General features: G+C 67.0%; 9 protein-coding genes. 5 read left to right on the forward strand and 4 right to left on the reverse strand.

The features are described from left to right. Positions 1 to 1,085 (reverse strand): ComEC/Rec2 family competence protein (locus ATE71_RS08220; RefSeq protein ID WP_152998699.1); only part of this gene is annotated, 1,085 nt, incomplete at its 3' end. Between the two features lie 83 nt (positions 1,086 to 1,168). Here ATE71_RS08220 and gltX point away from each other — a divergent pair. Together gltX and ATE71_RS08230 are read left to right on the forward strand one after the other, a co-directional pair. Next, entirely contained in the window at positions 1,169 to 2,599 is a 1,431-nt protein-coding gene (gene gltX / locus ATE71_RS08225) for a glutamate--tRNA ligase (protein ID WP_058802992.1), read from the forward strand. A gap of 39 nt (positions 2,600 to 2,638) precedes the next feature. Further along, complete coding sequence (locus ATE71_RS08230) at positions 2,639 to 3,922, forward strand: citrate synthase (RefSeq protein WP_058802993.1); 1,284 nt, start codon at positions 2,639 to 2,641, stop codon at positions 3,920 to 3,922. Between the two features lie 219 nt (positions 3,923 to 4,141). On the opposite strand, the gene ATE71_RS08235 is transcribed toward ATE71_RS08230, so the two are convergent. The 3 genes from ATE71_RS08235 to ATE71_RS08245 are packed head-to-tail and all read right to left on the reverse strand — an operon-like array spanning position 4,142 to position 7,786. Continuing rightward, positions 4,142 to 5,518 carry a sensor histidine kinase gene (locus ATE71_RS08235; RefSeq protein ID WP_058802994.1) on the reverse strand — a complete coding sequence of 459 codons (1,377 nt, stop codon included), beginning with the start codon at positions 5,516 to 5,518 and terminating at the stop codon, positions 4,142 to 4,144. Continuing rightward, the gene (locus ATE71_RS08240; protein ID WP_058803128.1) at positions 5,515 to 6,447 is read right to left on the reverse strand and encodes a hypothetical protein; all 933 of its coding nucleotides are present in this window, start codon (positions 6,445 to 6,447) and stop codon (positions 5,515 to 5,517) included. Before ATE71_RS08240 ends, ATE71_RS08235 begins: the two co-directional genes overlap by 4 nt. A gap of 58 nt (positions 6,448 to 6,505) precedes the next feature. After that, positions 6,506 to 7,786 carry a hypothetical protein gene (locus ATE71_RS08245; RefSeq protein ID WP_235587963.1) on the reverse strand — a complete coding sequence of 427 codons (1,281 nt, stop codon included), beginning with the start codon at positions 7,784 to 7,786 and terminating at the stop codon, positions 6,506 to 6,508. Between the two features lie 294 nt (positions 7,787 to 8,080). Here ATE71_RS08245 and gyrA point away from each other — a divergent pair, with 294 nt between their 5' ends. The 3 genes from gyrA (at position 8,081) to ATE71_RS08260 (ending at position 13,284) form a co-directional block, all read left to right on the forward strand. After that, complete coding sequence (gene gyrA, locus ATE71_RS08250; RefSeq protein WP_152998700.1) at positions 8,081 to 10,807, forward strand: DNA gyrase subunit A; 2,727 nt, start codon at positions 8,081 to 8,083, stop codon at positions 10,805 to 10,807. Continuing rightward, positions 10,804 to 11,133, forward strand: coding sequence for a DUF952 domain-containing protein (locus ATE71_RS08255; RefSeq protein ID WP_058802997.1), 330 nt, complete (start codon positions 10,804 to 10,806; stop codon positions 11,131 to 11,133). Before gyrA ends, ATE71_RS08255 begins: the two co-directional genes overlap by 4 nt. 81 nt (positions 11,134 to 11,214) lie before the next feature. Next, on the forward strand, positions 11,215 to 13,284 hold the full coding sequence (locus ATE71_RS08260; RefSeq protein WP_058802998.1) for an amidohydrolase family protein: 2,070 nt from the start codon (positions 11,215 to 11,217) through the stop codon (positions 13,282 to 13,284). The last annotated feature ends 182 nt before the right edge of the window (positions 13,285 to 13,466 follow it).

Below are 13,466 nucleotides of genomic sequence, written 5' to 3' on the forward strand. Positions count from 1 at the left end.
ATCAGCGCCCCCGCCGCGACGAGCCGCAGCGTCAGTGCCTCGCGCCCCATCAGGAACGCGACGAGCACCAGCAGCGCCGCGATGAACGAGCGCAGCGTCGGCACCTCGGCCCCCGCAAGCAATGTGTAACCGCCGCCGGCAAGCGCGCCCGCCGCCGCCGCGAGCGGCAGCACATAGCCCGCAAGCGCCAGCCGCCGGCTCAGCGCCAGCAGCCTCAGCGTCAGCAGCATCGCAAAACCGACCACCGCGGTGACGTGCAGCCCGCTGATCGACAGAAGGTGCGCCAGCCCGCTCCGGCGCATCGCCTCCGCGTCGGCGTCGCTAATCGCGCCGCGGTCGCCTGTGACCAGCGCCGCCGCGATGCCCCCCGCCGATCCGTCGACCCGCTCATGAATATGCGCGCTCAGCCGCGCACGCAGTGGCGGCGGCGCGCTGGCGCGGCCCGGCGTGCGCGAAACCTCGCCCACCACCGTCCCGACCGCACCGATGCGATCGAACCAGGCGCGCTGGGCGAAATCATAGCCGCCGGGCAGGCTCGCGGTCGGCGGCGGCATCAGCCGCGCCCGCACCCCGACCGTTTCGCCCTCGCCAAGGTCCGCTGCCTGCTGGCCGCGCAAGGTCAGCCGGATCCGCCGCGGCAGGTCGGCACGGCGCAGCGGCTGCGCCAAAATCCGCACCTGGTCCCGCGCGGGGAGCGGCTCGACGCGTTCGACCAGCGCGGAAAACTGAGTCGTAACGGGTGCCGCGAGGACGGGCGCCGCAACCCACAGCGCGCGCGCCCAGATGAGCAGTAACCCCGCCGCCATTACGCCGCATCCGACCATAACCACCCGCCCAAACCGGCTTTGCCAGCCGATCAACAGCCCCGCGAACAGGCCGGCCGCCATCAGCAACAGCGCGCCGATCCAGTGCATCTCGGCGGGCAGCGCGAACCAGATCGCGATACCCGCCCCGAAGGCGACGGGCAGCCACAGCCCGATCCGCTCGCGCTCGGCCTCCAACCGCGCTTCGATGCCGCGCGACAGCCCGCGCCACATCATTGCGCGGCGCGCGGAAATGGGCGTTTGAAGCGGACTTGTCGCCATGCTAGGGGCACCCCCGATCCCCGTCCAACAGGGCGGCAAAGTGAGTGAAAGAGGCCATGGTGGCAACCGAAAACCAAACCAGAATGACCGAAGCGACCGGCGCCGCCGTCGTCACCCGCTTTGCCCCTTCGCCGACCGGCTATTTGCACATCGGTGGCGCACGCACCGCGCTGTTCAACTGGCTGTTCGCGCGCCATCACGGCGGCAAATTCCTGCTTCGGATCGAGGACACCGACCGCGCGCGCTCGACTGACGCCGCGATCGACGCGATTCTCGACGGGATGCAATGGCTCGACCTCGATTGGGATGGCGAGACCGTCTATCAGTTCGCGCGCGCGCCGCGCCATGCCGAGGTTGCGCACGAACTGCTCGCAAAGGGCGACGCCTATCGCTGTTACCTCACGCAGGACGAACTCGCCGCGATGCGCGCCGAAGCGCAGGAAAAGCGCCAGCCCTTCCGCGTGCGCAGTCCGTGGCGCGACCGCGACGACGGCGATCCGTCGTTGCCGCATGTGCTGCGCCTGCGTGCCCCGCAAGAAGGCGAAGTCACCATAGCCGACAAGGTGCAGGGCGACGTCACCGTGCAGAATGGCGAGCTCGACGACTTCGTGCTGCTCAGGAGCGACGGAACGCCCACCTATATGCTCAGCGTCGTCGTTGACGATAATGATATGGGCGTGACCCACGTCATCCGCGGCGACGACCATCTCAACAACGCCTTCCGCCAATTGGCGCTCATTCGCGCGATGGACTGGCGCGAGCCCGTCTACGCGCATGTGCCGCTGATCCACGGCGCCGACGGCGCGAAGCTGTCGAAACGCCACGGCGCGCTCGGCGTCGACGCCTATCGCGACGAAATGGGCTATCTCCCCGAAGCGGTGAACAATTACCTCCTCCGCCTCGGCTGGGGGCACGGCGACGACGAGATTATCAGCCGCGAGCAGGCGACCGAGTGGTTCGATCTCGACCATGTCGGCCGCTCACCCTCGCGCTTCGACTTCAAGAAGCTCGAAAATCTCAACGGCCATTATCTGCGCGAAGCCGATGACGCGCGCCTCGCCGCCCTTGTCGCCCCGCGCGTCGAAAATCGCGTCGGCCGCGCGCTGGGCGACGCCGACCGCGATTTGCTGACGCGCTCGATGGAGTCGCTGAAACCGCGTGCCAAGACGTTGGACGAGATTGCCGACGGCGCGATTTTCCTGTTCCAGGGCGACCCGTTGCCGATGGACGAAAAGGCGGCCGAAGTGCTAAAGGCCTCGCCCGAAGGCCTGCTCGCCGCGGTGACAGCGCGGCTGCGGGGACTGGACGATTGGACGACAGAAGAGCTGGATGCCGCCGTGCGCGCCGAAGCCGAAGCCGCCGAATTGGGGCTCGGCAAACTCGCGCAACCTTTGCGTGCGGCGCTAACCGGCCGAACCGTTTCCCCGGGAATTTTCGACGTGCTGCTGTTGCTCGGACGCGATGTGAGTCTGGCGCGACTTGACGCAGCGCAACATTATCCGGCAGGGGCGTAGCCACTCACTCTCCCCGCCGTCAGAACAGGGAAAAAATATATGACCGACACCGCGAAAATCACGCTGGGCGACCAGACCGTCGACAGCCCTGTCCTGTCGGGCACCGTCGGCCCCGATGTGGTCGATATCCGCAAATTCTACGCCCAGACGGGCGCCTTCACCTACGACCCCGGCTTCACCTCGACCGCGAGCTGCGAATCGCAGATCACCTACATCGACGGCGACGAAGGCGTGCTGCTCCACCGCGGCTATGCGATCGGCGACCTCGCCGAAAATTCGAGCTTCATGGAGGTCTGCTACCTCCTCCTCAACGGCGAACTGCCCAACGCCGATGAACTCGCGAAATTCGACAACACCATCACGCGCCATACGATGCTGCATGAACAACTCGCGACCTTCTACCGCGGTTTCCGCCGCGACGCGCACCCGATGGCGGTGATGTGCGGCGTCGTCGGCGCCTTGAGCGCCTTCTATCACGATTCGACCGAGATCCACGATCCGCACCAGCGCATGATCGCCAGCCACCGGCTGATCGCGAAAATGCCGACGATCGCGGCGATGGCGTATAAATATTCGGTCGGCCAGCCGTTCGTCTATCCCGACAACAAGCTGAGCTACACCGGCAATTTCCTGCGCATGACCTTCGGCGTTCCGGCCGAGGAATATGAGGTCGTCCCCGCCGTCGAACGCGCGCTCGACCGCATTTTCATCCTCCACGCCGATCACGAACAGAATGCGTCGACCTCGACCGTCCGCCTCGCGGGTTCGTCGGGCGCGAATCCCTTTGCGTGCATCGCCGCGGGCATCGCCTGCCTGTGGGGCCCGGCGCACGGCGGCGCGAACGAGGCTGCACTCAACATGCTGCGCGAAATCGGCCGTCCCGAACGCATCCCCGAATATATCGCGCGCGCAAAGGACAAGGACGATCCGTTCCGCCTGATGGGCTTCGGCCACCGCGTGTACAAGAATTACGACCCGCGCGCGACCGTGATGCAGAAGACGGTGCGCGAAGTGTTCGACGCGCTGAAGGTCAACGACCCGGTGTTCGAGGTTGCGCTACAGCTCGAGGAAATGGCGCTCAACGATCCCTATTTCATCGAAAAGAAGCTGTTCCCCAACGTCGACTTCTATTCGGGCGTGATCCTGTCGGCGATCGGTTTCCCGACGACGATGTTCACCGCGCTCTTCGCGCTCGCACGCACCGTCGGCTGGGTCGCGCAGTGGAACGAAATGATCTCCGACCCCGCGCAGAAAATCGGCCGCCCGCGCCAGCTCTACACCGGCCCGACGCACCGCCCGTTCGTTCCCGTCGACAAGCGCTAAGCGCTTTTCCCGAAAACAGGAAAGGGGCCGTTCGACGGCCCCTTTTCTTTGCGCGAAAGGCCGGTTTCGACCGGAAGTGGACATTGTTTCTTCGTCATCCCGGACTTGATCCGGGATCCATCGCGGCGTCGAGGTCATGGACCCCGGATCAAGTCCGGGGTGACGAGGGTGGGGAGGAACGTCGGCTCACCACCCCAAAGCAGACTTCTCCGGCCGCGCTCAGTCCCGTGCCGGCAGGCTCAGCGTGAACCTTGCACCCTGCCCCGGCGCGCTCTCGACGGTCAGGTCGCCCTCCATCGCGCGCGCCAGTCGCCGCGCGATATAGAGGCCAAGCCCCGAACCGCCGCTGTCGGTGCGGCCGAGCCGCTCGAATTTCTCGAACACGACCGCCTGCTGGTCGGCGTCGATCCCCTGCCCCTGGTCGGCGACGGTAATCATCGCGCGGTCGTCGGCGCGATCGACGCGGATCCATATCTGCGAATTTTCAGGCGAATAGCGGATTGCATTGCCGAGCAGGTTGAGCAGCACCTGCAACACGCGGCGAAACTCGCCCGTCGCGGGCATCTTATCGTCGACCCGCGGCGCGTCGATCCGGATCCCCTTTTCCTCGGCCTTCATGCCGAGCAGGCCGACCGCGCGCCGCGCCAGGTCGCCCAGGTCGATTTCGTCGGCCGCCGCCTTGAACCCCGGCCGCTCGATATTCTGGAGGTCGGCCAGATCGTCGACCAGCCCCAAAAGATGCCGTCCGGCATGCGCGATATCGCCGGCATAGCGGGCGTAATCGGCGCGGATCGGCCCGTCGAACTGCCCCGAAATCGTCTCGGCCGTCGCGATGATGCGGCTCAGCGGCCCACGCAGCGCACCGTCGATACGCCGGCCGAACTGCGGATCCGAAAGCGGCAACGATCCGAACGCCGGATCGGTCAGCACCGCGCCCGGAAGCGGTGCCGCCTGCGCCTGCGGCTCGGCGAGCCCCGCAGACCCGCGAAAACCGGTAAACACGCCCGCCGCGTCGAACTGCGGTTCACCCGTCAGCGTCATGGCGACACGCCCCGTCGGGCCGTCGGCCTGTACGCGCTGACCGTCGAAGCGCGATTGGCGGCCCAGCGCGCGCAGAACCGGGAAACGCCCGTCCTCGTCGGGTTGCAATTCGAACAGTTCGGACAGCGACCGCCCCTCCCAGCCGGCCGGGACGGCCGGCGCATCGGACGCCGCGCGCAACGCCACGACGCGCAATTGCTGGTCGCATTCCCACGTCCAGCCCTGCGGGGTCAGCGCGCTGTCGGCGATGACGGGTATCTGCGGGTGGATCGTCGGGCCGGTCCGCCAGTCGCTGATCTCGAGGTTGGCCCCGTCGGCATCGGGGACGATGCGGACGAGCGCATGGATGTCGCTATGATCGTCGGCCGTGTACATGGGCCGGCTTATGTCGCGGTGCAGCCGCTGCGCCAGCGCGACGAGCCGGGCCAGATGCGGCAGCGCCAGCGGCTTGCCGAGCCCCGAACCCGCCCGCTGCTGCAGGCGGAGCAAGGGCGTATCGGCGCTGACCAGCAGGCCCGACCGGTCGATCCGCCCCCGGATGATACGTTCGCTCATCGCCCGTCCCGCCCGGATGGTTTAGGATCGACCTGATCGCCGCCGCCGCCGTCGGCCACGGCACGCGAGGGCAACATCGCCAGCGAAGCTTCGAGCGGCGCGAGCGCGGTGCGGTCGAGCTGCAACGGCGCCAGAAGCGACGGCAGCGCTGCGGCTTGCGCCGTCAGCAGCGACAGCGCCATGTCGCCATAGCTGCGGCGGTGCGCCGCCGCCGCGAGCGCGATCAGCACCGGCCAATTGTGCCGCGCGATCGCGTCCGCCGCCACCTGCGGCACCCTGTCGCCCAATATCGCGTGATAGGCGTTCGCCGCGTCGGCGATGCCCGGCTCTTCGGCCTGCCGGGAAACCACCGCCCGCACTGCATCGCCAAGCTGCGCGGCGCGGTCCGTGTCCCGGCTGACCTCGGCCAGCCGCCACGCCGCGATGTCGAGCAACAGCGCACGAAACAGCTCGGCGTCGAGGTCGCCCACAGCGAGCGCGGGGTTGCCCAGCGCGTCGAACCGGCGCCGATCGGCGATCTGGAGCGCCAGATAGGCGCGGTCGACATCGGACAGCGCCGTGTCGACCGCTGGCGCATCGGCCGTCGCATCGCCCGGATGGACCGGCGCCGGCGATGCGTTCCGATGCGCCGATTGCTCGCGCCAGCGATGCTCCTCCGCGCGTGCGAAACAATGACCGACCAGCCGCTCGGCCCCCGGCACGCCGCCATGCAGCCAATCGGCCCACAGCGCATTGGCATCGATCGCGGGGTCGAGCCGCGCCGCGACGGCGGTGACCAGCCGCCGGGCGATACCCAGCGACAGGGCGCGCTGCTCCTCGGTCAGCCTGCCTGCGGCGGGCGCGGCGAGATATTCCGCCAACTCGCGCAGGCGCGCCGACAGCGTCGGCGACGGCGGATCGATGCCGGGCGAGGAGAAGGATTCACTCATGCGCATCGGCCAATAACAGCATAGCGTTAATAGGCGTTAAACCTTCGAGGGCTTTGTTTTACCGCGCTTCGGGGCGTGTCGCGAGCCGCAGCCAGAGCAGAATCTGCAGCATGGCGAGCAGCGGCAGGATCGCGAACATCAATGGCGCAAAGCCGAAAAGCAGTGCGGGTGCGAGCATGATCCACGCCTGATCGGCGTCGGGAAGCAACCAGTGGAAACGCCGCCGGTCGCTCGAGTCCTCGTACAGCCACCGCGCCAGCAGAATGGCGGCCGCAAGGCACGGTGCCAGCGCGGCTTCGGAAAAGGGCGGCATCCGATGGTCCGGCCCCGCCAGCGACAAAAGCCAGGGAAAGATCGCCAGCAGCACCCAGGCGAAGGTGCGGATGACGTCGCGCGTCCGGTCCTGCGCGGCGCTTTCGGCGCGAAAGGCCGACAGGAAACGCATCGCGGCCAATGCGAAGCCGCCGAAGACTGCGACAAGCGCGCCCGTTGCCGCCAGCCCGCTCGCCGCCAGCAGCGCGACGATGACCCACAACAGCGCGGCGATATAGGGCAAGTAGCGGGCGGTCGTCGGCGATTTGACGAGCAGCGGCCCGGCCAGCCGGATCAACGGCATCATGATCGCCGAACGGCCGAGCCCCATGCCGCCATATTCGACCTGTTGCAGGCTCGATTGCTCGATCAGCGCCGCGGTCGGGCGATCGGCGACGATCGCGATCTCGCCCTGTTCGAACAGCGCCGGCTCGCAATACAGCCGGCGGGCGCCCGACTGGACCGCGATCCGCAACAGGGTCAGCATCATGTCCCACTCGCCCGGCATTGCGGCGAGTTCGGCGGCCATCGCATCGGAAATACAGGCCAACCCGCCCCAGCGGCGCGTCGCGTCGATCCGCTCGAACCCCTGCGTCAGCATCGTGTCGCCGGTGACAAGGATCGCGGGCGATCCAGGCTTGGCGATCGCCGCATAATGCGTTCCGCCCGCGCGCATCCCGTCGGCGACAAGGATGATCCGGTCGTCGCCCTCGACCAGCCCCATCAGGTCGGCGGCGGAGCGCACCGGCGTCACCTTGATCCCGCGGCGGCGGATGCGGTCGCAGGTCGCGAGCAGATCGGCGGGAACCGCGCCGACGGCGACGGCGATGTGCGTCACACCCACATCGGCAAGCCGCGCCGCCTGGCGCTCGATCAGCGTCTCGCCCGCGACGGTCACCAGCGCGCGCAGCCCGCCGTCGGGCAGGACTTCGCTGGCACCGACCAGCGCAATCAGCGCCACCGGCGCCCCCCAGGCAGGCTGTTGGTCATCGCCGCGCAGCTTTAGGGGCAGAGCCGCGATTGGCAAGCCGCTTCCATGCGCCTTCGCCCTTCGCTGCCGGGCAAAAACCCGGACGCCAACAGCCCGTCGAGGGACATATCCCGAACCATGCGCGCGCGTGCGGCCGATTTGCCGCCATGGCGTCATGGCAACCGGCTGTAAAAAAGCCCTTTTTCCCTCGCCCCTCGCCCTGCCCCACCGAACAAAAAATCTGCCCGAAAGCGACCGAATCGCTGGTCTTTCCTGCCCCCATCGGCTAGGTCCGAGGCTGCTCCCGATAAGCAGAAAAAAGGCCGGGTTTTGACCGAAGAAAATACGCCTATGCAGCCGTCCGAGGACGGCGTTTCGCCGATCAACATCGTCGATGAGATGAAGACCAGCTACCTCGATTATGCGATGAGCGTGATCGTCAGCCGCGCGCTCCCCGACGTGCGCGACGGTCTGAAACCCGTGCATCGCCGTATCCTCTATGCGGCGCAGGAAGGCGGCTTCGTCCCCGGCCGCCCGTACAAGAAATCGGCGAAGATCGTCGGCGACGTCATGGGTAACTACCACCCGCACGGCGACAGCGCGATCTACGACGCGCTCGCGCGCATGACGCAGGACTGGTCGCTCCGCGTGCCCTTGATCGACGGCCAGGGCAATTTCGGCTCGATGGACCCCGATCCGCCGGCGTCGATGCGCTACACCGAAGCGCGGCTTGCCAAGACCGCGATGGTGCTGCTGGGCGATCTCGACAAGGACACGGTCGACTTTCAGCCCAATTATGACGCAAGCCGCGACGAGCCCACTGTGCTCCCGGCGCGCTTTCCCAATCTGCTCGTCAACGGCGCGGGCGGCATCGCGGTCGGCATGGCGACCAACATCCCGCCGCACAACCTCGGCGAAGTCATCGATGCGACGCTCGCGATGATCGACCGCCAGCTCGAGGGCGGTCCGCCGGTCACGCTCGAAGAGCTGATGGCAATCGTCCCCGGTCCCGATTTCCCCACCGGCGCGATGATGCTCGGCCAGGGTGGCGCGCGCAACGCATACGCCACCGGCCGCGGCTCGATCATGATGCGCTCGACGCACATCATCGAGGAAGGCAGGAACGACCGCCAATCGATTGTATTGACGTCGATTCCTTTCCAGGTCGGCAAGTCGGGCCTGGTTGAGAAGATCGCCGAGGCGGCGCGCGACAAGCGCATCGAGGGTGTCGCCGACATCCGCGACGAATCGAACCGCGAAGGTGTGCGCGTCGTCATCGAGCTGAAGCGCGACGCGACCGCCGAGGTCGTCCTGAACCAGCTGTGGCGCCACACCCCGGCGCAGTCGAGCTTCCCCGCGAACATGCTCGCGATCCGCGGCGGCCGCCCCGAAATGCTCGGGCTTCAGGACATCCTCACGGCCTTCATCACCTTCCGCGAGGAGGTCATCACCCGCCGCTGCAAGTTCGAGCTCGCCAAGGCGCGCGACCGCGCGCACATCTTGCTCGGCCTCGTCGTCGCGGTGTCGAACCTCGACGAAGTCGTCCGCATCATCCGCGGATCGCCCTCGCCCGCCGCCGCGCGCGAGGCGCTGCTCGCGCGCGAATGGCCGATCGGCGAAATCGCGCCCTACATCCGCCTCGTGGAAGCGATCGAGGGCGAGATGGAGGAGAGCGCGACCTATCGCCTCTCCGAAATCCAGGTGAAGGCGATCCTCGACCTCCGCCTGCACCGCCTGACCGCGCTTGGCCGCGACGAAATCGGCAAGGAACTCGGTCAGTTGTCGACCGAGATTGAGGAACTGCTTTCGATCCTCGCCGACCGTGTCAAACTCTATGGCGTGATGCGCGAAGAGCTGGTCGCGGTGCGCGACGAATTCGCCACGCCGCGCAAGACGCTCGTCGCCCCCGCCGCCGACGGCATCGACGACGAGGACCTGATCGAGCGCGAGGAGATGGTCGTCACCGTCACCCTCGACGGCTATATCAAACGCACCCCGCTCGACACCTTCCGCGCCCAGCGCCGCGGCGGCAAGGGCCGCGCCGGCATGGCGACGAAGGACGAGGATGTCGTCACCGAACTCTTCGTCACCTCGACGCACACGCCCGTGCTCTTCTTCTCCACTGCGGGCAAGGTCTACCGGATGAAGGTATGGCGCCTGCCCGAGGGCGGACCCGCGACGCGCGGGCGGCCGATGATCAACCTCCTCCCGCTCGCGCAGGGCGAGACGATCTCGACCGTGCTGCCGCTGCCCGAGGACGAGGGCGAATGGGGCAAGCTGCACGTCATGTTCGCCACCGCGAAGGGCAGCGTGCGCCGCAACAGCATGGACGCCTTCACCAACGTCCCCTCGAACGGCAAGATCGCGATGAAGTTCGAGGGCGAGGACGAGGACGACCGGTTGATCGGCGTCGCGCTGCTCGACGAGAGCGACGATGTGCTGCTCGCGACGCGTCAGGGCAAGGCGATCCGCTTCGCCGGCGACGACGTGCGCGAATTCCAGAGCCGCAACTCGACCGGCGTGCGCGGCATGCGCCTCGCCGACGGCGACGAGGTGATTTCGCTCTCGATCCTCCACCGCGTCGGCACGACGATGGACGAACGCGAAGCCTATCTGCGCGCCGCGCCGTGGAAGGACAATGAGAACGAACCGACGCTGCCGGGCGAACGCATGGCCGAACTCGCGGCAAGCGAGCAATTCATCCTCACCGTCTGCGCGAACGGCTATGGCAAACTGTCGTCGGCCTATGAGTATCGTCGCACCGGCCGCGGCGGCCAGGGGATCACCAACATCGACAATATCGGCCGCAACGGCCCCGTCGTCGCCAGCTTCCCCGCGACCAAGGCGCACCAGCTGATGCTCGTCACCGACCAGGCAAAGCTGATCCGCATGGGGCTCGATACGATGCGCGTCATCGGGCGCGGATCGGCGGGCGTCCGCCTGTTCGACGTCGCGAAGGACGAACATGTCGTCTCGGCGGCGTTGATCGAGGAAGGCGAAGAGGAAGAGGTTGAAGGCGTGGAAGCCGAAGCCGAAGCCGCGGCCGAAACCCCCGCGACCGAGGCTCCGTCCGAATGACGACGCCCGCGTCGGCCTTGCCAGCCACGGCCTTCAAGGTGCTGACCGCCCAGCAATGGGCCGATTTCGAGCGCGAACGCGTGTTCCGCGGCGCCCCGGTGGATATCGCCGACGGCTATATCCACCTGTCGACCGCCGGGCAGCTGGAGGCGACGATCGCCAAATATTTCGCCGGCCAGACCGACCTGATGATCGCCGAGGTGGACCTTGTCCAGCTCGGCGACGCGGTCCGCTGGGAGGCAGCGCGCGGCGGCGACCTTTTCCCGCATATCTACGCCGAGCTGCCGATCCATGCGGTCGTCAGCTTGCAAAGGCGCGACTGCTGACCGTCGCATCTTGCTTCGTACGCTGAAATTCCCCACCATCGCCGGGCCTTACCGCTGTCCGTTCTTTGGGGAAGAGAGAAGATGCGCCTCCTGTTGATCGTCGCCCTGCTGGCGTCCGCCGCACCCGTCGCCGTCGAGGCGCACGAAGCACCCGCTCCCTCCACGGAATCGAAGCCCGTTGCCAAGGAGGAGCTGTTGAAGCCGCCCGCCGACGCGGCGCATTATGTCGTCGTGTCCGAAGCCGGCAAACATGGCGACCAGTGGCGCTGGCGGCTTCCCGACGGCCGCACCGCCTATCGCTGGTCGCAGGAATTGCGCGGCTGGATCACCGAAATGGATCAGGTGACGACCTTTGCCCCCGACGGCACGATCGCGGCGCTGACCGTCCGCGGCGTCACCATGTCGGGCGACGCCGCCGAGGATTATCGCGTCGCGAACGGCCGCGCGACATGGAAAACGGCAACCGATGCGGGCGAAGCGCCCCGGGGCGGCTGGTATATCCCGGCGGGCGGGGTGAGCATCGCGAACGCCCCGCTGATCGACGCGCTCGCCGCTGCCGGCGAAGCCGGGCTCGATTTCCTGCCCAGCGGCAGGGGCCGCATGACCTTCGGCCCGACGCAGGTGATCCAGGGCCCCGGCGGCCCCAAGACGGTCCAGCTCGCCTTTATCAGCGGAATCCTGCCCTCGCCGCTCCCGGTCTGGCTCGACGAGAACAAGCGCCATTTTGCCGATATCAGCTATATCTCGGTGATCCCCGCGGGTTATGAAGGCGCGCTCAAACAGCTGCGCGACGCGCAGGAAAAGGCAACGGCCGATGCCGTTGCGAACGTCGCCAAACGCTTCCTGACTCCAGCGGCAAAGGCGCCCGTGCTGTTCGACAATGTCCGGCTGTTCGACGCCGACAAGGGCGAATTCCTGCCCGCGCGCGCCGTGCTCGCACAGGATGGCAAGATCGCCGCCATCGGCGCCGCTGGCTCGCTCAAAGCGCCCGCAGGCGCGCGGCGGATCGACGGCAGCGGCAAGACGCTGGTTCCCGGCATCTGGGACAGCCACCTCCACATCGGCGACGATTGGGACGTGCTCTCCAACATGGCGAACGGGATCACCAGCTTCCGCAGCCCCGGCACCACCTTCGACCGTGCGGTCGACGCGACGAAGCGCCGCGCCGACGGCAGTTTGCTGATGGGCGAACCCTTTATTTCGGTGATCATCGACAAGAAGGATCCGCTCGCGGCGCAGGGCGCCGAAGTCGTCAGCAGCGCCGACGAAGCCATCGCAGCGGTGCGCCGCGTCAAGGATGCGGGCCTGTGGGGCGTCAAATTCTATACCTCGATGAATCCGGCATGGATCGCCCCCGCCGCGGCCGAGGCGCATAAGCTTGGCCTCCACGTCCACGGCCATGTCCCTGCGGGCATGAAGCCGAGCGAAGCGGTCGCGGCGGGTTATGACGAACTCACCCACCTCAATTTCGTCGTCATGGAATCGATGCCGCGCGAGGTGATCGACAAGGCGAACACGCGCCAGCGGATGGAAGGTCCGGCGCGCTTCTTCAAGGACGTCGATCTCGACGCGCCGCTCATGAAGGGCTTCGTTGCCGACCTCGCGCAGAAACAGACCATCGTCGACCCGACCATCGTCATCTTCGAGGGTATGCTGACGCAGGACGGGGGCAAGCCGCATCCCGCCTATGCCCCCTATATGGGCATCATTTCCCCGGTCATCGAACGCTCGGCCTTCACCGCGGGCGGCTATCCGCTCGTCGAGGGTTATACGCGCGACGATTACCGCAAAAGCTATGCAAAGATGGTCGAACTGGTCGGCCGGCTGCACAAGGCGGGCGTGCCGATCGTCGCGGGCACCGACGGTTGGGGGATCGAACTGGTCCGCGAGCTCGAAATCTACCGCCAGGCCGGCTTCACACCCGCCGAGGCGATCCAGAGCGCGACCATCCTTCCCGCGCGCATCGTCGGCGCCGACAAGCGCACCGGCTCGATCGTGGTCGGCAAGGAAGCCGACATGGTCCTCGTCGACGGCGACCCCGCAACCGACCTTGGCGCGCTCCGCCGCGTCGTGATCGTGGTCAGCGACGGCTATGTCATGGACGCCGACGAGTTGCGCAAGGCGGCGGGATATGGCGGCCGGCCGAAGTAAAGCGCACCGCGCCTGCCGCGCGATTACCGCTAGGGGTGGGAAGCTGTCCGGAGGCTATCGGGAGGGATGTTTAGCAAAAGGCCGTTTCCCGACAATTTCCGTTTGCGCGCAGCATTTTTTGTTCGAAGCAGAGTTCATTAATTCGTTGATGGTAAGGCAATTCTTCTTCTGATGGAGAGAAT

This window comes from Sphingopyxis sp. H115, assembly GCF_001468465.1.
Lineage (GTDB): Bacteria > Pseudomonadota > Alphaproteobacteria > Sphingomonadales > Sphingomonadaceae > Sphingopyxis.